The organism is Rhizobium sp. L9, from assembly GCF_002531885.1.
GTDB lineage: Bacteria > Pseudomonadota > Alphaproteobacteria > Rhizobiales > Rhizobiaceae > Rhizobium.
Map to the genome: position 1 here is coordinate 1 of NZ_NWSZ01000042.1, position 22,687 is coordinate 22,687.

Annotated in this window: 9 protein-coding genes and 8 pseudogenes; 11 read left to right on the plus strand and 6 right to left on the minus strand. The window is 59.2% G+C overall.

Annotated features, from left to right (window positions below; translation table 11 throughout):
* Both CO660_RS34150 and CO660_RS29970 read right to left on the minus strand, forming a co-directional pair.
* Positions 1-859 (minus strand): annotated as a pseudogene (locus tag CO660_RS34150) (hypothetical protein); the annotation flags it as partial.
* A 1,355-nt stretch (positions 860-2,214) separates the two neighbouring features.
* Positions 2,215-2,774, minus strand: a pseudogene (locus tag CO660_RS29970) (transposase); the annotation flags it as partial.
* Between the two features lie 216 nt (positions 2,775-2,990).
* Here CO660_RS29970 and CO660_RS29975 point away from each other — a divergent pair.
* The 9 genes and pseudogenes from CO660_RS29975 to CO660_RS30030 all read left to right on the plus strand — a co-directional run bounded on the left by CO660_RS29975 (position 2,991) and on the right by CO660_RS30030 (position 16,528).
* Positions 2,991-3,940 (plus strand): annotated as a pseudogene (locus CO660_RS29975) (IS481 family transposase).
* Between the two features lie 483 nt (positions 3,941-4,423).
* Positions 4,424-5,779: a type VI secretion system baseplate subunit TssK gene (gene tssK / locus CO660_RS29985; protein WP_064842673.1), complete on the plus strand. Its 1,356-nt coding sequence runs from the start codon at positions 4,424-4,426 to the stop codon at positions 5,777-5,779.
* Between the two features lie 61 nt (positions 5,780-5,840).
* Complete coding sequence (locus tag CO660_RS29990; protein ID WP_077991407.1) at positions 5,841-7,007, plus strand: type VI secretion system-associated FHA domain protein; 1,167 nt, start codon at positions 5,841-5,843, stop codon at positions 7,005-7,007.
* Positions 7,007-8,296 carry a type IVB secretion system protein IcmH/DotU gene (icmH, locus tag CO660_RS29995; RefSeq protein WP_012489524.1) on the plus strand — a complete coding sequence of 430 codons (1,290 nt, stop codon included), beginning with the start codon at positions 7,007-7,009 and terminating at the stop codon, positions 8,294-8,296. The genes CO660_RS29990 and icmH overlap by 1 nt, the downstream gene beginning before the upstream one ends.
* A 9-nt stretch (positions 8,297-8,305) precedes the next feature.
* Positions 8,306-11,911 (plus strand): type VI secretion system membrane subunit TssM, encoded by a 3,606-nt coding sequence (gene tssM / locus CO660_RS30000; protein WP_077991410.1) that lies wholly within the window; start codon positions 8,306-8,308, stop codon positions 11,909-11,911.
* Positions 11,912-12,207: 296 nt separating this feature from the next.
* Positions 12,208-13,824 carry a hypothetical protein gene (locus CO660_RS30010; RefSeq protein WP_064842681.1) on the plus strand — a complete coding sequence of 539 codons (1,617 nt, stop codon included), beginning with the start codon at positions 12,208-12,210 and terminating at the stop codon, positions 13,822-13,824.
* 112 nt (positions 13,825-13,936) lie between these two features.
* Positions 13,937-14,171, plus strand: a pseudogene (locus tag CO660_RS34575) (SIR2 family protein); the annotation flags it as partial.
* Positions 14,172-14,997: 826 nt separating this feature from the next.
* A pseudogene (locus CO660_RS30020) lies at positions 14,998-15,324 on the plus strand (carbamoyltransferase N-terminal domain-containing protein); the annotation flags it as partial.
* Positions 15,325-15,517: 193 nt separating this feature from the next.
* The gene (locus tag CO660_RS30030; RefSeq protein WP_040111826.1) at positions 15,518-16,528 is read left to right on the plus strand and encodes a LysR substrate-binding domain-containing protein; all 1,011 of its coding nucleotides are present in this window, start codon (positions 15,518-15,520) and stop codon (positions 16,526-16,528) included.
* Positions 16,529-16,738: 210 nt separating this feature from the next.
* Here CO660_RS30030 and CO660_RS30035 read toward each other — a convergent pair.
* Positions 16,739-17,296: pseudogene (locus CO660_RS30035) on the minus strand (radical SAM protein); the annotation flags it as partial.
* 752 nt (positions 17,297-18,048) lie between these two features.
* Here CO660_RS30035 and CO660_RS30045 point away from each other — a divergent pair.
* Together CO660_RS30045 and CO660_RS34160 are read left to right on the plus strand one after the other, a co-directional pair.
* Positions 18,049-18,647, plus strand: a pseudogene (locus tag CO660_RS30045) (nuclear transport factor 2 family protein).
* Between the two features lie 515 nt (positions 18,648-19,162).
* Positions 19,163-19,427, plus strand: a pseudogene (locus tag CO660_RS34160) (LLM class flavin-dependent oxidoreductase); the annotation flags it as partial.
* A 204-nt stretch (positions 19,428-19,631) separates the two neighbouring features.
* On the opposite strand, the gene CO660_RS30060 reads toward CO660_RS34160, so the two are convergent.
* From CO660_RS30060 to CO660_RS33005, 3 genes are all read right to left on the minus strand, one after another.
* Positions 19,632-20,963 (minus strand): IS1182 family transposase, encoded by a 1,332-nt coding sequence (locus CO660_RS30060; RefSeq protein WP_077991417.1) that lies wholly within the window; start codon positions 20,961-20,963, stop codon positions 19,632-19,634.
* Between the two features lie 111 nt (positions 20,964-21,074).
* Positions 21,075-21,962, minus strand: coding sequence for a hypothetical protein (locus CO660_RS30065; protein WP_040111827.1), 888 nt, complete (start codon positions 21,960-21,962; stop codon positions 21,075-21,077).
* Positions 21,963-22,567: 605 nt separating this feature from the next.
* A partial coding sequence (locus CO660_RS33005) for a transposase (RefSeq protein WP_141504942.1) occupies positions 22,568-22,687 on the minus strand: 120 nt, incomplete at its 5' end.

Below are 22,687 nucleotides of genomic sequence, written 5' to 3' on the forward strand. Positions count from 1 at the left end.
TCTGCCCCGGCAGCCGCGGTGTCTGCCTAGCGATTTCGTCCAGCCTCGCCTGATCCTGGGCCGACACCGTCTGGAAAGCCGCCCTCCTGGCGATAACCCGCTTTACGGCGCCCACGATGGCGGCGGCATCGGCGGCGCTGAGATCGCGATGGGCCGCCTTCAGTGCGTCCGCCCACGCCCCCTTGCTCTGCCCCGGTAGCTGCGGTGTCACCGCCGCCATTTCGTCCAGTCTCGCCTGGTCCTGGGCCGACACCGTCTGGAACGCGGCCCTTTTAGCAATATCCTGCCTTACGGCACCCACGACTATGGCGGCATCGGCGGCGCTGAGATCGGGATGGGCCGCCTTCAGCGCGTCCGCCCACGCCCCCTTGCTCTGCCCCGGCAGCTGCGGTGTCTGCCTAGCGATTTCGTCCAGCCTCGCCTGGTCCTGGGCCGACACCGTCCGGAACGCCGTCCTCCTTGCAATATCGTCCTTAAAAGAGCCCACGGTTATGGCGGCATCGGCGGCGCTGAGATCGGGATGGGCCGCCTTCAGCGCGTCCGCCCACGCCCCCTTGCTCTGCCCCGGCAGCTGCGGTGTCGCCGCCTTGATCTCGTCAAGCCTCGCCCGGTCCTGGGCCGACACCGTTCGATACGCCGCCCTCCTGGCGATAACCCGCTTTACGACGCCCACGATTACGGCGGCATCGGCGGCGCTGAGATCGGGATGGGCCGCCTTCAGCGCGTCCGCCCACGCCCCCTTGCTCTGCCTCGACTGCCGCGGTGTCTGCCTGGCGATTTCGTCCAGCCTCGCCTGGTCCTGGGCCGACACCGTCCGGAACGCCGCTCGATTGACGAGATCGCCCGTTGAGGCCCCCACGATTATGCCGGCATTCGCGGCGCTGAGATCAGGCGCCAACGCCTGCGGCCTTTGAGCATATAACGTCTGCCTGCGGCTGGGCCTGGGATCTGCGTCCTTCTCAGTAGTCCGCCTCTTGCGCCCGCCACCGGTCGGATCGCTGGGCTCCGCGGGCACCTCGGACATGGCCGAATGCTCCTCTCTTCCACCCGGCACCTCGGTGGGCCCGGCAACCGCTGAGGCTTCTAAATTCCCAAGGCCATGCAGCCCCCCGCGCTGAGGGCCAGTCTCCAGCGGCTGGCCCTCGACGAGGTGAATAGTGCGATCGGCATTATTGTATTCATCTGTTGTCCTCGTGAGGTTGAACGCGGTCTCTGCCGGGACGACCGGAACTCTCGTCAGTTCCGTCATGTCAGCCATCATTTGCGGGGTTTGTTCTTCAGGGCTTTGAAGCTCGGTCGGCGGGCTTGGCTGGTGGACGCTTAGCCTTTCCACGTAACGCAATACAGAATTCTCTTGCCAGATGTCGTCCGAATTGAAGTTGTCGGCCACTTGATCGACACGCGCCACTGAAGACTGCGCTTTTTGATCCGCTGGGTGCCGGCCCTCATCCGGCCGCGAAGAGCACTGCCCCTTAGTCCGAGGGTCCCTGTCAACCATGCTCACCCCCCTGGGATATGGCCTTCAGGAAACAAGGGGTCAGCTGTCGAGCACCGACTGCTGACGGAAGGTCAGAATTTATCAGGGGCTCAAGCGACTTAACCAGAGTGCAAGGGGCGCGACTGCGACCATCGACCGCTCCAGCTTGCCGAGCCTCGTTCAGACGCCGCTTAATCACCGTGGGTCCCGTTTTTTGCTGTTGTGGCATGGGGCGGCTCTGCGGAATCGAGCTCAGGTGACGGGAGGCCGGCAGATCCCGAAGACATGGCCAGGCCGTTGATAACTGGTAGCGTAAACGCATCATTGCAGCAGAACCTCGAAAACCACGGAGAAGAGCCCGCGATTCAAACTAGCGCAGTCCCGGTATTGGGTTGCATGCACAGGTGATATGCTCGCATCCGGTTAGTGAACGGCTATGGCGCAGCTCCTGCGTGAACCCATAACAACAGCGGCGATCCTTCGAGAGATGCAGCGACGACCCGTTCTCCAGACCGGAGGTCCGCGCTTGATGTGGCGATCGGCACGGATTGCTATCAACGCTGACGGCCGCCGGTGCCGCGCAAGCCGGTTACGACGAAACATCGACATGATCTCTTCTATGGTGGGATTGGCCCACCGATACCTGGGTAGTGGCAACTGTCGCCAATTGCGGCGCCAGTGAGGTCGGCCTTCGTCTTCGAACTCCTTGCTGGCTTCCGCTAAACAACGCGGCCTTATCACAAAAGGCTGGGAGATTTAACGATGATCCCGGCATCCGGACTTCTGCGCATTGCCGGCCGGTAATAGCGCGAAAGACTTGCAGCAATCGCAGCGCCGGCGGCAGCCGTGACTAGTATCCGCACTGCCTGGCCCGTAACAATGCGCTGTGACCAGCGGAAGCCGATCTCGTGGAAAGACAAGGCATGCTGCGGGCTGATATGATGAAAGACGCCGGCAATGGTGCGGCGGACCCGGGCCTTGAAACCTCCCACCGAGTGGACGGCGACTTGGACGAATTCGCGGCTCGAATGCTTTACGTTCTCATGCGTAGCAAAGCTCTTGCCAATCGCCATGAACGCCTCACCGCCCATCAGGCAGGTTGCGGTTCGATCCCTTTCGCCGTCGCGCGCCCTGCATGTATCGAAAGGCCTTTTCGGCCCCGTCCAGGCGGTAGACCGTCCGGATCCATTCTCGGTCGCTCACCGAGATGAAAACGGTCGATCTCCACCGTGCCATCTAGCATGTGCTCGCGCGCCAACATGAGGCGCAGCGCATATCCCATTCGCTAGCTATTGGGCATCACCAAATGTGGAAATGCCTATCTTCGCCGCATGAATGATCCATGCCGCCAGGGCTGCTATCCCGCACCTGGCGCGAACCGGGACTGCAACCGGTTCGTGGATCGTGTCCAGGAGGTGGTTGTCTAATCGCTAAGCTGGTCGTCAAGGCGCTTTAGGTGTTTGGTCCCGGCATTTGATGGTGCAATATTTTCCTTGGCATGGAGGGAAGCACTATGGGCCAGGTTCTACACGGGAGCGCCACGACGACAGAGGCAATCCGTCGAGCAATACAAAATAGTGAAGAGAGCCTGAGAACGCTTTCGAAGCGATACGGGATCAACCAGAAAACCGTGGCGAAATGGAAGAAGCGGACATCGTTGGTCGACCTTCCTACAGGCCCAAAGGACCCGCACTCGACGACCCTTTCCCTCGAAGAAGAGCCGTTATCGTCGCCTTCCGCCGGCACACGTTGCTGCCGCTCGATGATTGCCTCTACGCTCTTCAGCCGACCATTTCATATCTGACGCGTTCGTCGTTGCACAGGTGTTTGCAGCGCCACGGCATTTCACGTCTGCCGGAGGTCAGAGGCGACAAGGAGCCGAAGAAGAAGTTCAAAAGCTATCCGGTCGCTTACTTCCACATCGATATTGACGAGGTGCAGACGGCCGAGGGCAAGCTCTATCTCTTTGTCGCAATTGACCGAACATCCAAGTTCGCGTTCGCGGAACTCTACACCAAAGCCGGCAAGATGAATGCCGCTCAGTTCTTGCGCAATCTGATCACGGCAGTGCCCTACACCATTCACACCGTTTTGACCGACAATGTCATTCAGTTCACCAACCGAGCTTGTGATCGAAATGCCTTCCAGCACATCTTCGATTGGGTCTGCGACGATCACAGCATCGAGCATCGCCTGACCAAGGTGAAGCATCCCTGGACCAACGGACAGGTCGAACGGATGAACCGAACGATCAAGGAGGCGACCGTCAAGCGCTTCCACTACGACGATCATGCGCAGTTGAAAAAACATCTGGCTGACTTTATCGACGCCTACAATTTCGGGCGCCGGCTCAAGACGCTAAAGGGCCTTACGCCTTACGAGTTCATCTGCAGACAATGGACTTTGGAGCCGGATCGATTCATCATCGACCCCATCCATCAAATGCCGGGACTAAACACCTAGGGGCGGCGGCGCGTGAAGACGATGTTGGCGGCGGCACTGCCTCAGCGTATTCAGGAACATTTTCGACGAGGCAATGCGCATCACGTGTCACCTTGCCTGTTGCGCTGCTCTTTTGGCCCCGTACTTGCGGCGCCGGCTCTCAAGGCTTCCGGGCGGTCATTTGCGAGATTCATCCCGTACGAGTGACAGGACAGGCGAATTGGCGCGTTGTAGGTCAGTGTGAACATGAACGACCAATAAGGCTCTGAGGGCAACGGGCTACTGAGCGACAGTCTAGATGAGACCCCTTGCTTGTCGCGCTGCAAGGGGGCTCATGACCAATCCTGATGAGCTTCGGCGCTTGCATATCTGAGCTGTCCCGACACGCGATGCCCTTCTACCAGCGCATTGTTGGATATCAGATGTGCATGCAAGGGGGCAGTGAAGCTCTGCTACTTTTACGGAGAAAGCCGTTCTGTCAGGTGGACGCGAGGCGAGTCTTGAATGTCGTGGAATAATAGGGTCGTCTGGTCGGAGGGCTTGTTCCTCCGCCCGCAGCATTTTCAGCAGGCCGATCGTCACGTCGAACAGCTGGTGCGCAGCAGGACGGCGGTTTTGCATGGGTACGGGTGGGGTATCAGCGAGCTGCGGCTCAATCGAGAGCTGCTTGGTCTCGGAAAGATCGCCATCGAAGCGGCTCGCGGCGTCTTGGAGGACGGGATGCCCTTCAGTATTCCTGACGAAGCCAACCAGCCAACTCCCTACGACGTTCCGCCGGATTTTCGAGATTCGCTTATTCACTTGGCGGTACCGTTTTATCAACCCGGCGCTCTTGAAACCGACGCGCAAGCGGGAATTGACGTACCTATCCGCTTCGCAGTCTCCACTGAGGATGTTGTCGACACCAACGCTGGCGAGCGAGGCAGCGCCTCCATCGACGTAGCGAGGCTGGATTTTCGATTGCTGCCGGACGCGGCAGACCGGTCTGGCTACACTTGCATCCCAATCGCCCGTATCATAGAGGTCCGGGCCGACCGACAGATCATTCTGGACGAAACGCACGTGCCGCCAACCCCCGACTGCGCCAGCTCCCGGGTCCTCTCGAACTACATCACTGAGATCACCGGCCTGCTTCACCATCGTGGTGAAGCTCTGGCCACTCGGGTCTCTCAGTCGGGAACGAACCGGGTTGCAGAGCTCGCGGACTTCCTTCTGCTGCAGGCGATCAATCGGTACGAGCCGTACTTCTGCCACCTGTCCAAGGCCGCCGTTGTAAATCCGGAATCGCTGTATGTTGTCATGCTCCAGTTGGCGGGTGAACTAGCCACGTTCGCCCGCGTCGATAAACGTGCCCCGACCCTTGGTGTTTACAAGCACGACTCTCTCGCGGAGGCGTTTTTGCCAGTGATGCAGTCGATCCGGGCTTCGCTGGGTGCAGTGATTGAGCAGACTGCGGTCCCCGTACCGCTGCAGCGGCAAAAATACGGTGTCCATGTGGCTGAGGTGGCCGACCGCTCTCTCTTTACGACCTCGAGCTTCGTGCTGGCTGCTCGGGCTGATATTGAGGTCGAGCGCCTCCGGCGCGAGTTCCCGTCTCAGATTAAGATCGGCCCGGCGGAGAAAATCACGGAACTCGTCAATGTCGCACTGCCCGGCATTATCATCAATCCCCTACCGGTCGCGCCGCGTCAGATCCCGTTCCATGTTGGATTCAGCTATTTCGAGATCGATCAAAATAGCCGCTTCTGGAAGGAGATGCCCCAATCCGCCGGCTTGGCGCTGCACGTTGCTGGCGACTTCCCAAATCTCGAAATGGCTCTCTGGGCCATCCGAGCCGGACAGAACCCACATTTGAGTTAGCCCACCAATGCCCCTCACGCTACGTGTACACAGCAAAAGATGTAGTTTTCCGGAATATCTCGTGCCGGGCGACGCGGCTGGTGGACTGACTACCAGCCGAGCAGGCAACAGCCTGGTTCTGCCGGATGATCAACAGATGGTCTCGAAATCCCACTGCTCAATCGAGTGCATGGCACGGCGATACGTACTGATCGACCGAGGCCGCGACGACACATGTCAAAATGACGAGGCGGTGCCGCTTCCGTCAGAGGCGCCGGTCGCCCGGAAAACCAGCGATTTTATTCAGATCGGCGCCTATAGGACCGATGTCGTCGCGGTGTCGCCTTCGATATCCATTGCGGAGAGTGCCGCCGAACCGGAGGGACAACTTGCAGCGACAAGTGAGGAGTTGAGTCTTCTTGGCCCCCTCGAAACGGCCTCGTCGCTCCTGGCGGGCAATTGCACCCGGGGTGAAGAAGCGCTGCTGGACCTGAGGGACGGCGAGTTCCTACCATTGCCGTTCTTAGGCACTCGTTTAGACGCGCTGGCGGGCATGATGAGAAGTCCGTGGGATATCTACGCAGACAGTGTGCCAGATCGGGCCCCCATCTTGACGCAACCCAAGGTGGAGCAATCATCTCGCCAAGAATCATCGAGCGGCGGTCACGGCTTTCCTTGCCGCCTGCGGCTTATCATTGGCAGATGTCCGGAATGCCGGCATCGTAAGCGTGCTGGATCGTGCAGGGAAAATGCTTCTGTATTCCGCCGCGCTGCACAGCATACTCTCCGAGCGAGAGCTGGCGAACAATTATTCAGAAATAAGAGTTCCGACGAAAAAACCCTGAGTCTCGTTCCCGATGTCGGTGAGGCGTTGCTCGCAGTTCTGTGCAATGACTCCAGCGGGTTCCTCCGCGGAGACCTGGCCGTTGAGCAAGCCTTCACCGACCGTGGGACGCATGACGTGTCATTCGCGGCTGTGCAGAAGGCTCTGTCCAGCGTTCGTGCACGCTTGTCCCTAGCAGGGATCGAGAAGGCGATGGGGCGGCCCCGTTCCCTTTTGCACCGCAACCATAAGGCGCGAAACCGGAGCGCGTACGTGCGCGTCTTCAATGACGTCGTATCGAGCATCGAAACCGATTTGCTCCGGAGCTTCGGCGCCGACTTCGCGCGCCCAGTGCGAGAGCGTAGTCGACCCGCCCGCCGATCCCACGATGAGAGCGTCCGCTCCGAAGGGAAGTGGGCGGGTTGATGATGGTGATTGAGGAAACGATGCCAAAATCCCAGCCACTCGTCCTCCTTCACGCCGAGGAGCAGTTGGCTGTCCCTTCGCCGTCATCGCCAGTGGCGGACGAACTTACCTGGGAGATGCTTGCGCTCGACCGACTTAATCCACTGGTCGCGGCCGCGGCGGCGCTGCTGGGTCTCAGCGCTCAGCTCAAGAGCAGTGCTAGCCATATCGACGTTGAAGCACTGCGCCTTAGGGTGCTGCGGGAGATCGATGCTTTTGAGCGTCGGATCACGCCGCTCGGATTGCCCTCGCGAGCGATCAAGGTCTGCAAATACGCCCTCTGCGCGACCATCGATGACATCGTTCTGAACACAGCCTGGGGCAGCAACAGCGTCTGGACGACGCGCAGCTTGGTGGGATCGCTGTTCAGCGATACCTGGGGCGGCGAGCGCTTCTTCGATCTGCTGACGCAATTGAAAAATGAACCGGCCATCAATATAGAACTGCTGGAGCTGCTCTACTACTGCATGAGGTTGGGCTTCGAAGGCCGCTACCGCGTCACTGCGGGAGGAGCCGCAGAGCTCAGTGTGCTGTGCGAAGACGTCTACCGCCTGATCCGAGCAGCCCGTGGTGACTTCGAGCGCGAACTATCCCCGCACTGGCGGAGGAACTCAAATAATCCGAAGCCACGCCGCACAATCGTTCCAATCTGGGCCGTCGTAGCGTTTGGGGCAGGATTACTCCTCTCGATCTATACCGGACTCCTGCATGCATTAAATGCCCGCGCCGACGCTGTCTTCAACGATATCGCGACATTGCCGCCGAACGGCGTTGTCAGATCGGCGAGAATCGCATTGCCACCAAAGGTTGTTATGAGCAGCGACCGACTGCGTAACTTCCTCGAGCCCGAAATCCGCGAAGGGCTTGTCACTGTGTCCGAGGACCCACAGCAGATCGTCGTTATCATTCGCGCCTCCGGGATGTTCGATTCTGCTAGTCCGGAAGTGAAGAAAATGTTCCTGCCGCTTCTTTTACGAATTGGTCGTTCTCTGAACGGTGAGTCGGGATCGGTCCTCCTGACCGGGCACACCGACGCCATTCCGGTGCAATCACTCGCCTTCCCTTCAAACGATTCCCTTTCGCTCGCGCGTGCGAGCGCAGCTGCCGAGATTATCAAATCCATGATGGATGACCCAGGCCGCGTGCGAGAAGAGGGCAGAGGGAGCGGAGAACCGGTCGCTTCGAACCACACGCCCGAGGGCCGCGCGCGGAACCGTCGGATTCAAATCATCATCACAAAGACACAATGAAGACAAGCCATGCAGTCAATCAAGAAAGCGCTTAGGTGGCAATGGCTCCGTGTCGGCGGGGCGGCGATCGTATGTGCCTTAATCTTCACGCTCGGACCGCATATCTCGGTCGGAGGATTTGCGCCGCTTGACAGCCTTCGCAGCCAGATCGCGGCATCGATGCTGATTCCGGTCGGATACACCGTGATCTACTTGATCCAGTCCCAGCTTTACAAGGTTCAGGCCTATTTTGAAGACCTCGTCCAATCACGAGTGTCGGGAGCGCTGGACGCGGGTGGGGCCGAGCAGAAGAAGGGAGACCCAAGGCCTTCCGACCGAAGTGTGGGGCAAGCCAGCACGCTTGCTGAAAGAGAGCTGGAGGCGATTCGTCATCGTTTTCGCGAGACCCTTACCACACTCAAGGGGCGCCGCTACGCAGGAGGTATCAGCAGGCGGTGGCTCTATCAGCGGCCCTGGTATGTGATGATCGGTCCGCCCAACTCGGGGAAGACCACAGCAATAGTCAATTCCGGGCTCAGCTTTCCGATGGCGGCGAGGTCCGGTCTGAGAGCCGCCGGTGGGTTAGCGGGTACGGAAAACTGCGACTGGTGGATCACCGATGACGCGGTGTTCGTCGACACTGCTGGGCGCTACACGATACAGGAGGGTGATGCAGACCGGGACAAAGCGGTTTGGCGTGGCTTGCTTCATATGCTCAGACGCTCCCGGCCACGGCAGCCGCTGAACGGTGTCTTAGTCACGATCGCAATCAGCGAGCTGAATTCTACATCCGAGGAAGTGCTCGCCGATCGCGCGCGCTGTATCCGTGAGCGGCTCCTCGAAGTGTACAGGGAGCTTCGCCTGCAACTGCCGATTTATGTGCTTTTCACTAAGAGCGATCTGCTGGCGGGATTTGTTGAATTCTTCGACGATCTGGGTCGCGAGGGGCGGGAGGCGGTGTGGGGGTTCACCTATGCGCAAGAGGCGTCGGAGGACGAAGGCGATCCGATGGCGTTTGCCGCAGCATACGATGCGCTTGTTGGCCGCCTAAACGAAAGGCTGCTTGAACGAATGCAGCACGAAAGCAACCTCCAGCGTCGCGCGCTCATGTTCGGCTTCCCACAGCAGGTCGCTAGCCTCAAGCACCTGACGCAACAGTTCTTGAAGGAAGCCTTTGGCGGGAATTCGTTCCAGGAACCGCTTATGCTCCGCGGCGTCTACTTCTTAAGCGGCACGCAAATTGGCATGCCCTTCGATCGAGTTGCGAACGCCAGATCTCAGACCTTCGAGATCGCTCAGCCGCCCTGTACAGCGCTTCGTGGCCCGGGCCGTAATTATTTCATCAGCCGGCTGCTGCGCGAAGTCGTTTTCGCCGAAGCTGGGCTCGTCGATGCCAATCACCGCTTCGATCGGCGCCAGCGGCGGATCCGGTATGGCGCCTACACGATGATAGCGGCGGTCATTGTTACCGCCAGCGTCTTATGGACGTTCAGCTATATTCGGAATGTTCAGCTGATCGAGAGCGTTCGCCTAATGGCTGGCAGCTATGCTAGAGGGGCCGAAAAGCTGAAGCTCGACCGGGTTGAGAGTGGCGATCTTCGACCCATCCTGCCACTGCTTCAGCGGCTGCGTGATGCCAACGGCGACAGCGCGGGCGGCCGCCTATCAAGTTCGGGTCTCGACCAGAGTAAGAAAATCAAGGTTCAGACGCTCGCGGCGTACCGCCGCGCCGTGAACACCATCCTGCTGCCGCGGCTGATGTTCCGGTTGGAAACCTTATTGGTCGAGCGGCACGACGATGATCAGTTCGTCTACCAGGCGTTAAAGGTTTACCTGATGCTGGGTCAGCAGGGTCCGCTCCAGCGCGCGGTCGTCAAAAACTGGATGGCTGCCGACTGGCGAGTGATGTTTCCGGCCGAAGCCGATGCCGGCCTGCGCAGCGCGCTCGCTGATCACCTGGATGCACTCATGGAAGGGCCGCTGCCCCATAGTGAGCTTAATGGCGAACTGATCGAGAGGAGCCGCGCGAAGCTCCAGACCGTCTCGATGGCGCGCCGCGTCCTCGACATCATCGCGACCAGTCCCGAAGCCTCGCGGGCGCCAACCTGGCGTCTGGCCGACCATGCCGGGCCGCTGGCGCAGGGCGTCTTGGCTCGCAAATCGGGACAGCCGCTCAGCGAGGGGGTTCCTGGCATCTACACGAGGGCGGGGTTTTACGGAACCTTCCTGCGATTGCTGCCGCAAGTGGCTGACGCTGTCGCTGCAGAAGGCTGGGTTCTCGACTCACAGGTAGTCGCGCCGATTGCAGCCGGTGATGTGAGCCAGAAGCTGCGGCGTTCGGCGGCGGATCTCTACGCTCAGGAGTTCGCGTTGCACTGGGACCAGCTCATTGGCGATATGTCCATCCGCCCGTCTGGGGGTATCGATGACGCGCTGCGCACCTTGAACACGCTGTCCGCGCCGACGTCACCAATGCGCCTGTTCCTTTTCGCGGCGGCGCAGGAGCTAAAGCTCAAGCAACCACCGGCTCCCGAGGACGGCTTGACTAAAGGTGACAGTGTCCCCCAGGGCGAGGTGTTGCCAAGCGAGCTCGAGGCACTCTTCCGGTCTCAACCGGCCGCGGACACGCCTGAAGCTCACGTCCAGCTCTATATGGGCGATCATTTCCGGTGGCTGCACCAGCTGGTCGAAGTGCCGTCGAACAGCCAAGCGGGCGCGCAGGCGCCGATCGACAGTGCTCTCCGGGATCTCGGCGAACTGTATCGCTCCCTCAGCCAGGCGCAGGGGCTGGCGGGTTCGAACATCTTGGAACACAACGGGCAGGCGGGCGTCGCCATCCAACAGATCGAGGCGGGGGCGGCCGATCTGCCCGAACCCATCCGGCAATGGATCCTCGGCCTCAGCCGCCACAGCTCGGACCTAACCGTCAGCGGCATGAGGCGCGGGTTGGCGAGCGGTTGGGCGGGCGGCCCCGGCGATTTGTGCCGACGGGCTACCGAAGGACGGTATCCCTTCGCGAGCGGATCCCGCCGGGATATCCCTTTGAGCGATTTCGCCCGACTGTTCGGCCGCAAGGCGGAGATCGACACTTTCTTCGCCGAGAACCTTTCCCCATTCGTCGACAAATCCAAAGGTTCGTGGCAGTTTCGGCCAACGAGCGGTGTCGATTTCCCTATCGGCCGCAATACCTTGGCCCAGTTCCAACGGGCAGCCACGATCCGCGACACCATGTTCGATGATGCCGGCCAGGTGTCAGTTGGATTCCTGCTCACCGTCGCCGAGACCGATCCGTTGACAGACCAGGTGGTGGTAGACATCGACGGCCAGCGCCTCGAACATCGACGAGGAACGGCCGCCGCGGCCATGCATTTCCATTGGCCTACGGCCGGCGGCGTCGGCGGCGCTTCCGTCGCTTTCATCGGTTTTCAAGGCGCCACCCTCTCCAAGAGCGGCCATTGGGCGCTGTTTCGCCTCTTAAATGAGGCGGATAAGCAGCCATTGGGAGGAGGGGACCTTATTCAGGTACGACTGGTGTCCGGTCGCCATTGGGCGGTTTTTAACCTCCAGCCTGACAGCGTGATGAGCCCGTTGTCACGCAATCTGCTGTCAGAATTCCGATGTCCAGATTTCTTATGAACGCCGGGATAGCATCCGACTGGCGCTGGGAAAGCCCTATGGGGTCACGAGACGCCCACGCAGGTCTGCGGCGGGAGAGGTCGGCATGTCGGTTGCCGGCCGGATCGGAGGCGGTCACGGCTGCGACTGGCGGCGATCGTCGCTTGATCTCGGCGCGCCGCTTTCCCGCTCGACTCGACCGCTGGAGAGCGCGGTCACCTCCATCAGGCAGATCTTCGGGAAGTTGGGTGATCAGATCCTGTCCCACCCTATCAACCGACGTACACTGATCTAGAACAGGAAACTGGAGAGATATAATGGCCGGAATGAAGCACAATAGGACAAGAGCGAAGAAATTTCTGCAGTTGATCGACCAGACGAAGAACAGAGCGGATTTGGAGTTCTGCTTTGCGGTTGGCACGGTTGGCGATCTGCGGAAGCCTGCTGTCCTGGTGAGTAAGAAAAAGCTCAATGGATTGGCACAAACTTTGAAAAACATGCCTTTTGAAGATGATGAGGATAGTAGTAAGGAGAACTTTTCGCTTCTGCGGAGAGGCACGGGCAGGATGAACGAAAACGGCGTTATCCTCGTCAAGTTGGCTGATGGTGGAAAGGCCGGGTTCCCGCAGGTCCAAAAGGTGATGAAGAAGTATTTCGTGAACTTCCGCATGAGGTTGCCTGACATGCAGGAAGCAGGAATCTTAACTGAAGAAGACATTCAGCAGTTTGAGATGAACGCCGAGGAGAACTCCCAATTTCTTCCGCCCGACGACTCTGAAGAATTCAATCGGCCGATGACGGCGCTCGATAGCGCGGAAGGGAACTCTGCAGGGAGTGTTGAAGAAACTGAAGAGAGAAGCAAGCGTGAAGGCGGGGCTGAGCTCCTGGAGCAGCTTCTCCCGGAAGTGAAGGAGGGCATTGCCGCCGCGGCCGCGACCATTTCCAATCACGCAGTAAGTCTCAGCGCGCAAATTGGCGCGGGACAGACCGCAGAGTTGTCCCATCTGACCACGAAGATCGCGGATTGGCTGCAACGTGTGCTGGCTGCGACGCCTCCGGAAGAGCAGGAGGCAACGCTGCACAACTTCGCCGGCCGACTTCTGTTGATGCTGGCCTATCCTGAGAATCTGCGAAATCTTCAATATGTGGATGACATGCCCGATGGGGCGGGGCAGGGCGAGACAAACGGCGACCGCCGCGAAGAGGTCGTGGTGAATGGGATCGATCTGAACAGAGTTCCAACGGGCGCTCTCGATCAAGACGAGGTAGTAGAGTCCTTGTTCCGTCTGATCAAGGCAAAGGCTCAGGAGCGACAACTTTCTTATCCGCTAGAGAACGCGAATTCTGAGAGGATTGCGAAGATAGTGTCGTCGCAATGGCCGAAGGAACTAGGCGATGCAGCCCGTAGGCGCGCGGTTGTGGAGCGTCTGATCGCAGCGGTGGTCCCGCGGCCCGGTAACGATGATCAACTTCTGGTCCTTCTTGGCATCGCAGACCAGCCCGAACGGACCAAATCCATCGAGAACTCGGTCGAAAGTATCATAGCTATATGGCAGGCTCATCTCGACACTGCCTTGACGCTGCGGGATGAGGTAAAGAGCAAGATCAACCAGATGGTCGATGTGGAAGCCCGCGGCGGAACGTGGAGGTATGTCGACGACATCTTCCTGCAGTTCGGAGGAGAGCTTTCAGATCAGCTCTCCGCCATCACCGAACGCAACGGTGAGGCACTGTCGAGCGCGACCGAGCGTGTCCGAACCACAGTCCAGAAGAAGCTCGATTATCTCAACGGCAGCGACATTGTAGCCATGCTTGACAATCCTCCAATCGACATCGGTCCGGGCACTATAGGGCAGACGCTGCGGGAAGGGCTCGCGGCCATCACCGATGGACTGAAGCGCATCGAAACCTCGCGCGCCGCGCCCGCCGCGTAATAATCGCCTGTTCTCGATGCCGGCCGACCCACCGGAAGGCCGGGCGAGCAGGCCATCAACGGCCTCATCAGCGACGGAAGGAGTTCCGCCGCTCAGGTGGGTCAGCGAAGCGGTGAAGGAGCGGCGCACCAACAGAGGCTCTTCGGCTCTTCTTCATCGGCTGCCGCTTCAACGACCAGATGCTGCGCGCCTACGCCCGACAGATCATGACGCGATCCAACGCACCACGTTTTGCGGTGCTGGATGCGGCAGCGCCGACCAACAACCAACGCCGTTTCCTTGCAGCAAGCCCGATCACGCTTATCGACGTGCCGACTGGCGAAGCTGCGGCTAGGCTTATCGGCTGAAAACCAGAGTAGAGAAGGAGTGTTGCGGGTACGACGATACACGAGGATTTCGGAGGTCGGTCGTCGGCACCGACGTCGGAGGCGGATTTGCCGTAAACGTTGATCATCACGGCCGCTGTTTGAAAGTGCCGCTCGCCTTGCTATGAATCCACCCATCCCTTTTTTGCACGCATTCCATCCAAACAAACAATTTTACTGGTCAAAACAATTGCCCTTAGAAAAAACGCTGAAGAGCGCTGTGCAGAACGATTGTGTGGAGTTCTAAAAATGGGTCCTCAGGTTCGGTAGAGACTGTGCTGGAAAACGAGTTGGAGCACTCTGTCAGTTGCCTGGCCTCGATTGTTATCACGTTGGACGTGATCGGCCAAATCTTGGCCGTTGCTTCTGCCGTTTCAGTGCTAATGGGCTCTCACAAGAAGCACTGTTGCCTGGTCGACTAAATCTGTGAGTGCATCCCTCACAATGACTAGAAGCCAGAGCAGGCGCGCTCGCAGCCGCAAGGACATGATCTGCGTCTTTTGCAGGAACACCAAACCTCGTGATTTTCTTGCGGCTGTCGGGCCGAAATATGAAGGACTGAGTAATGTGGATAGGTTACGTGCAGTTCTGCTGCAAATGCTTCGGTCAGGGTTTCCGTGCGGCGTCGCAACTATAGCATCAAGAAGGTTGCGCAGCATCGATTGTCGGCAATGTCGCCGAGCCGGTCGCTATTAGTATCGGCTTCGCCTGTGAGCTCTATCTGACACGTCAAACACAAGCTTTGAACTTACGAAAGCCGGCGGTCGGGCCAGAGCGACCTACCTTTCGAAACGGACTGGAGAGCAACATGCTGTGTCTAGGGCTGAGTGGGCGTCTAAGCAGAGTCTACGAAAATTCGTTCGATCTACCGAACAGCTTTATGCACAATGGGGCTGCGGTTCGCGTTCGCGACGGCCGAATGATAGCGGCAGTCGAGGAGGAGCGCCTTAACCGGATCAAGCACTCCAACACGCTACCAATTCGTTCGATTCAATATTGCCTCGCATCTGCAGGTGTTCAGCTCAGCGACATCGACCGCATCGCGTATTATGCAACCGAGGCCTATTGCAACGCTGTGCTCGAGCGCGTGCGCCTCTCTCACCCAAGCACCCCAGTATCGGATGCGAGGCTGTTGCAACGGGCTCGGGGAGGTCGACACGGGCTCTATATTCCTGTGGGACACCCCGATGTTCCATGTGATCGCCATCGTCACACAGATCTGGCCGCCCATTGGACGCGTGATGGCACAATGCCATGGAGGTTGTCACCCGCGCTCCACCGCCGAGATGAACTCGAAAAACGTTGGACCCGGAATTGATTGTTGAGGAATGAACTTCATGAAACGCAATGTAGAAAAAGAGGTGACGGATCAACTCGCTTATAGGCGAAAGATGTTGCAAGATTGGAGAGGAGAGCGCCTCACTGGACACCAGATAAACCTAGCATCAATAGACCTCAACCTCCTGGTGGCGCTCGAGGCTCTGCTCGAATACCGGAACGTGACGCACGCGGGCCAGCACATCGGGCGGAGTCAACCGGCGATGAGCCGGGCACTGGGAAGGCTGCGCGGCTTGTTCAATGATGATCTCCTGGTGCGGTCTTCAACGGGTTTGATCCCAACGCCGCAAGGCGAACATTTGGCTCAAAGGCTGCCGTCGGCACTGCGTACGATCCGAGAGATGGTGACAAGCCGCAGCGTAATCTCAAAAGAATGGGGGAGGGGGGCAACGCTGGCGATCCCCGATCATCAAGCTTTGGCTGTACTACCGCGCCTCCTGCCGTGGTTACGCGAGCGTGCCCCTCATCTCGACACACTCGCCTGTTTGCCGTTTGATCGTGCCGTGCGGGGGCTTGAGCAAGGTGATATTGATTTGGCCGTTGGGCATATTGACGTGCAACTGCCTGGCTATTTTCGGCGCAGTCTCTATACAGACCGCTTCGCGTGTTTGTTGCGCCACGACCATCCCGCGCTGGCGCAGGAATGGACGATCGACAACTTCGCGACCTTGCGTCACGCTGCCATCAGTACGGACTCCCCCGACCATTTCGGCCCGATCTACGACCACTTGCCCAACTTGCGAGAGGATCGTAGTCCCATACTTTTTTCCAGCGTTCTCACGGCAGCGGTGGTGGCTTCGGGGACGGATTTGGTATTGCTCGTCCCGCGCCGCGTTGCGACCCAAGTTTCCGCGATGCTGCCGCTTAGGGTTGTTGATCCACCCCTCGAGCCGGCACCGTACAAGGTCATGCTCATCTGGCACGAGCGGTGCCATCACGACCCGCAGCATAAATGGCTGCGCAAGGAGGTCGCCGCAGCGTTGGAGACGGGAGCAGACTGACACAAGAAGCGGTGATCGGGATGCTCCCGAAGCATCAAAGAGAGCAAACGGGGATTTTGCGCGGGGAGATGACCAAGGGCTCAGCGCTGCTGCGCCCGAGAGTGCCAGGCATGTTGGACGAATATCGAGACTTGGATGCCTATGTGCTCGCGGGGTCTGCTTGTATCCGGGCTTCTGCTGAGCTGCGGCTCGGCCCTGCAGTGGCGCGGATATCTTCGCGCCGGCTCTCGGATCGACCATTTTGATGGTGATCGTCAAGTGATCAACATTTATGTCAGCAGGCTCGCCGACACGGTCTGGCACTGCCGGACCGTTGGTTGAAAGACACAGCTTGATATCGGGGACCTCTGTGGCTCCGCGTGCAAATGTCGCCTTTGTCTTCTTCCGGTCATAACAGGCATCGCTTGGTCCGGCGATAAAGAGCACGGAAAGCTGAGGGACTTCATTGGCGACCGCAACGACCTTTCGCAGCGCCTGGTCAGGCGTCGGCCGGCTTTCGTTGGCGCAGTATTTACGATTGCAGTAGTTGCACTGGATATTGCAAGCTGGTGCGGCTACGACGTGCATGCGCGCGAAATAGTAGTGCGCTTGTTCTAAATAGCAGGAAAGGTCCGTGATTTTCTCCCAGACAGCCGGCTCGACGTGGTGCGGCTTTGCGGACGAACCGCACAATGACGCGGCGCAAGCAGTGGACTTCGCTGTGGCCAGCAGTTGGTTCATAGTTGTCGTGCTGGTCAGGTTCTTGAGCGAAATCATTGGTGGGGGCATTAAAGGCTCCGTTGCTGCTTAACTTGGCGGTTCAAGAAGCAAGGGCCATGCCAATGAAAATTGCTTAGGTTTTCAATTGGTTAGCGTTTTTTGTCCGGTTCCTCCATTTGCGACCCGACATAGGGCTGTCAGGCATTCGACAATAGACCTACACCGGTAAAATGGTGGCTCGCCTCGAGTGCTTGAGTTGAGGAGGCAGGTCGGGCCGCTCGACCACACCAGGCTTAGAACTTTCTTTCACCCCGATTTGATGCCCGCGGATGGCATAACCAGCCGAACGTGGGGTGACGCCGAGAGGCGAGCCGCCTGGCCCCAGATTTCTCCCTCGCGTCGATCAGCCGCTCCCGCTCGGTCAGACGAGCCCGATTGGGAGCCAGGCAGGATCGTTCGGATCACAGGCTTTGGAGGAGACTTCGCCGAGACAGGCACCGGCAGCCCCGGCGGCCGCAAACGGGGATCCAGTCGACATTGGTCTCTTTCTGGCGAACTCGTCGATCGCATTGTCGCCGAATGGACCGTTACCTACCTTCCACACAAGCGCAGAGAGGCCCTGGCTGTTCTTGCAGACAAAATCCAACGCACCAATGGTCCTTGATTGCGCGGGAGTTGCTGTCCTACGCACGCTGTTTGAGTTCACAGACGTTCCCTGGGAAGTGGCATTGCGAGACCAAGTCAAGCGCCGACGGCGCGAATGTCCGTTCGCAGATGCATAGAACGCCATTTTCAACTCAAGACCAGACTTGCGACGGGCCATGGACCACGAAAATGGGTCGAATTGCATGATCGCGAACGATCCGCGACTGTCCTATCGGTATTGCCGCGGGATAGACGGGCGGACGAGGCGGGGCTGCGCAGCTCCTTCTGGCCTGATGCGCAGGACGTTCACGGAGCGTATCCGGGCTCCGCCGAGGGATTCATTGAGTTCACGCTTGGTGTCTTCAAGACCGAACCGCGTAACATCCACCAGATCACCAACGTTCTGATTGAGTTTATCAGCCCGACTGAAGCAGCTGTCGAGAGCTACTTCACTGCGCTCCAACGAGGGCCGGACTGCGGCCGGATCATACTTGCCAGGTTTCTCCTATGTGGTCGATATTGCGACCATTTTCAGAAAAGGGAAGGGGAGTGGAGAATTGCCGACCGCACAGTGGTCTATGATTGGCTCGAGGAGCAGACACAGCAGGCGGCGTCGCCAGAGATTGAGCGGTTCGGTTTCAGGCAGCCGATCGGAACATCGCATTCTAACGACCCGGTCTATACGCTCGGAAGCGGCAAAGAGCATGAAAGCCGAGGCGGAATAGCGGCGCGTTCAGCTGGTGCCGAACTCTTCTTTTCCGGGACGTGGTGCTAACTTGCTGTCATCTGGCTCCTTTAGCGTTAGATCGCATACGCCGGAGCAGGAGAAGCTAATCCATGAAGCAAGCAGACACCCGCCGTCATTACACGCGCTGCAGGCGGGATTGGCCGCGCTCTGGTCGATGCCTTTGCGACAAACGGCGACATTGTCGTTGCCGTGGATCTTCCTGGAAGCGGAACGGTGCGGTGCGGCGTTGCCGCGCGGCCCTGTGATCTTCAATGTGGCCTCGCTGGGCGGGTTGCTGGGCGATCCCAGACGCAACGGCTACGCTGCCTGGAAGGGGCCTGATCTTGATCACGAAAAGTTTGGCATGCGAGTTGGCGTCGCGTCGAGTGGGCCTGACGGCCATAAGAGCTCGGCTATGTGCGCACGCCGATGGTCGAGAACTGGAACGCGCCGACGAGACGGATCTCGCCGCTATTCGCCGACGCGTGCCGATGGGGCCCATGGGCGCGTCCCGATGATGTCGACCGGACCGTGCGGTTTCCGGTCAGCTCGCACGTTGATCATTCATCGACATCGTGTCGGACGGTCGCCTTGGGCTTGGCGACGGGTCCGGATACGAGCGATTCGAGTTCAAGCGCTTCGGTGTCGTTATTCATGAGGCGCCTGGGGAGTACCTGGGTGATCTTTTACGGGCTCAACCAGAAGGTTTTCGAACCCGACGGCCATTATCAGAAGATACCCCAAACGGCGATATCGTTGCGGACCACCCAGAAGCCAGCCCCGCCAATCTGCATCGCGGCAGGATCGGAGTGCAGCATGAGGCGGGCCGTCGCAGAGAGTCGCAGCAATTATTGCAGTCTCTAATCTTCGCCTGCGTCCTCCCGTAATACAAGGGCGTATCAACTCAGAGCTTGTGAAGCTTTTGAGATGGTGCGGTTTTGGCCGGTCTTGGCTGGCCGATGCAGTCGAGCGTCAGACGATTGCGCGCTGCGTTCGGATGGTCGCGTATGGGCGCTGGGTGATGGCCTTGGCTTAGCCGTTGGCGAGCCGATGGCCTTGCAAGATATTGTTGGTGAGTGCGTAGCAGAGCACGACGGCCTGGACCTTTTCGATGCCGCGCACCGTCAATTGTCGCAGATTCCAGTTGCGCCAGCGGGCATGGATGCATTCGCAGATCGAGCGGGGTTTGTACTGAGCCTTGCCGGTCTCGCTTGCCATGCGGGCTCGCCAGGCCGACACACCCGGACCGTCGCCGCGCCGCGGCAAGAAGGGATCGGTTCCGTGCTTGGACTGAGTGGGCGGACAAAAGACCTCAACCCCTTCGCCGTGCGCCCACTCGATATCTTCAGCGCTGCCAAAGCCGCCATCGGCGAGATAGCGCCGCGGCAGATGGCCGCTTAGCGCGCGCAACCGCTCCAGCATCGGCCGCATGAGGCCGTGATCGGAGCCGGCATTGGTCACCTCGAGCCCGACCACGAACTGCTCACCGGCCGTGCTCGCAACCTGCACATTATAACCCGGGCGGAAGCCGCCGTCGGCCATCTTCATCACCCGCGCCTGTGCATCCGTGCTGGAGGCGCGCGGCTCCTTCGGCTTTTTGCGATTGCCGCGCTTTTCTTCGCGCGCCTGGCGATGGCGCTCGATCTCGTCAAGAGCGACCTGGGCTGCTCTGAGCCGCTCGCCGCGCTCGCGCGCCGCCCGCTCCCTGGCCGCCTCGATGCGCCGAGTGCTGGCATCCGAACGCGCATCGACCTCGTGCTTGAGCTGATCCACAACCGCCTCGGCAATGGAAAGATGCCGATCAAGCGTCGCCTTGCGGCCGAACGAGGCGGCCCCCGCGCTTGCCCGGACCCGCACGCCATCCTGCGCCAGACAATCGAGAGTGACGAGGCCGGCATCGGCAAGCGCCGCCAGATGCTCGGCAAGCAGCCGGTCGAGCAGATCGGCGCAACCAACCCGAAAGTCCGAAAGCGTGTGGTAGTTCATCGAGACACCGCCGCACAGCCAGCGATAGACGTCGTGGCTCCCGCACTGCCGTTCCAGCGCCCGCGCGCTGCCGACGCCGTCGCTGCTGGCATAGAGCCACAGCGCCAGCAAAAGCCGTGGCGAAATCGGTGGATGGCCTGGCCGGTGCTCACGCGCTTTGATCCGATCTTCGAGCGTGCTCAGATCCAGCCCCTCGACATAGCTCCAAATGACCCGCACCGCGTGATCCTGGCCGATCAAGCTGTCGATATCGACGGCACGCAACTCGACCTGATCGCGCACCGGCTCACGCATGCGCGCCGCCCCGCGCCCCACCTGAGCACTTCGCCGCGCTCCATGCACCGGCAATCCTTCGAACAGGTCGTCGCCCACCATCATCCTCCAAGCAAATCAACGACCCAACAGAATCACAATCCAATCGCCTCCGCCACCAAACATTCACAGGCTCTCAGCCGGCGGCGCAAAAAGTCCTCACGATGAGGCAAGCTTTTAGCCGCGGTTCAAATTGAGGTGTTCGAAGTACCAAGACGGGTCATCATCGGATGAATCTGTCTCGACACTGGCGTCACTCGAATGCTCCTCGACACCTGCTTCATCGTCGCTAAGATACTCCACGGTTTTAGAGAGATAACTCCAAGGTTTGTCGGCGCGCTGCCATCCACCCTTGCTATTCTTTGTCCACTTGTCGGGATGTTGCGTAGGGTCGAGCACCCAGCGATTTTCACCCACATCAACGAAACCCATCTGCTCTAGACGGGTTCCCATCTCCGGCGTAGCGGGACGTGACATGATCAACGGCTGTTCGCCGTCGAGTTGAAGTTGATGTTCGAGCAGAATATCGCCTGCGTTCTCGACAAGCGGATGAGTAACGCGAAGGTCTACAATCGACGTGATTCTTTTTCGACCGGGAAATAGTTCCCGCCACGGCTCGTTTTCGATGCTAAATCCATCCTCTGTTCTTAAAAGCCCAACGCTTCGTTCTCCCAGATCATAGCTGAAATATCGCGCGCTGGGCGTATCATTGTCGGTGCCGCCGTAGAGTCGAGCGATGGTAGCCGTACGCAGGGCTTTAGAGGACACGAAGGGCGAGTACTCTTGTGGATTGACGGAAATGTGCTTGATTTCATCACCGTAAAATTCCCTTACTTTTCTGGCAAATGTCGATCTGTCGAGCACCTTAATTGGAGGTTCGGAAGAGAGCGAGTATGGTCGCGTTGGCGACGAAGGCGAAAGAGCATGGGGATCTGGCGTTGATCGGGACGGCATGCCCGTAAGCGTTTGTGCCCCGGTCATATTCTCGATCCACCCCGCCATGGCCCGGGTGCGATCATCTTCCTCGGAAATGTTGTAGCACAGCGATCGTTCTGAGTTATCCATGGCGGTCTCTCCTGAGAGTGAAAGGTGTGATGAAGCGCATTCTTTTCAGTCGCTTCACATGGGAACGGTGCGCTCACATGTCCGGCCTATAAAGCGGATACGTGACTGCTAGACTCGATGAAGCGGGCGGTGCGCGTTGCATGCGCCGCTCCTGATCCCTTTACCTCAGCCCAAGCCTCGAGGATCCGCGAAAGCGTGGCTCCCTTCGCCAGACCATCGTCGAATCGGCTGACAGTCCGTCGGAGGTGTCTGCGCCGCGGCAGGGCTAAGATTAGCTTGAATGTTAGAGGCGTCTCGGAAAATTTTACCGCCCCGCGGGCCTGTTCTGTTTTCACCGTTGTTGGTCTCCAATTGCAGATTACGCATATGCTAGTGCAACCGGACTGGTCGCCATCATGCAAAATCGATATTCTAAAATGCTTTGGAAAAGCGGAGCCACGTAGACCCCTTAGGTGGTGAAGGTTCTGAGGAGTAGGTGGGCATCAGTGTTTTTTCGATCGTGTCCATGGGAGTGGGGTAGCTGACGGCTGATTGCCGTGCTTTCCGAGGTCGGGTCGGAGGGGATATCAGCGTGCCACAGCGGGCAGGCTGATTTGGGGCTCATCTCATTTGGCCATGGTCTCAAGTGTCAGATACCTGGCACGCTGGACGGCCCATTCATCATTCTGTTCGAGCAGCAGTGCGCCGACGAGACGGACGATGGCTTCGTCGTTCGGAAAGATGCC

Bases quoted from the DNA above. Each gene is read 5' to 3' on its own strand.
- tssK (WP_064842673.1), top strand. From the start codon at position 4,424: ATGTCGTGGAATAATAGGGTCGTCTGGTCGGAGGGCTTGTTCCTCCGC.
- CO660_RS30030 (WP_040111826.1), top strand. From the start codon at position 15,518: ATGAACTTCATGAAACGCAATGTAGAAAAAGAGGTGACGGATCAACTC.
- CO660_RS30065 (WP_040111827.1), bottom strand. From the start codon at position 21,962: ATGGATAACTCAGAACGATCGCTGTGCTACAACATTTCCGAGGAAGAT.
- tssM (WP_077991410.1), top strand. From the start codon at position 8,306: ATGCAGTCAATCAAGAAAGCGCTTAGGTGGCAATGGCTCCGTGTCGGC.
- CO660_RS30060 (WP_077991417.1), bottom strand. From the start codon at position 20,963: ATGATGGTGGGCGACGACCTGTTCGAAGGATTGCCGGTGCATGGAGCG.
- icmH (WP_012489524.1), top strand. From the start codon at position 7,007: ATGATGGTGATTGAGGAAACGATGCCAAAATCCCAGCCACTCGTCCTC.
- CO660_RS30010 (WP_064842681.1), top strand. From the start codon at position 12,208: ATGGCCGGAATGAAGCACAATAGGACAAGAGCGAAGAAATTTCTGCAG.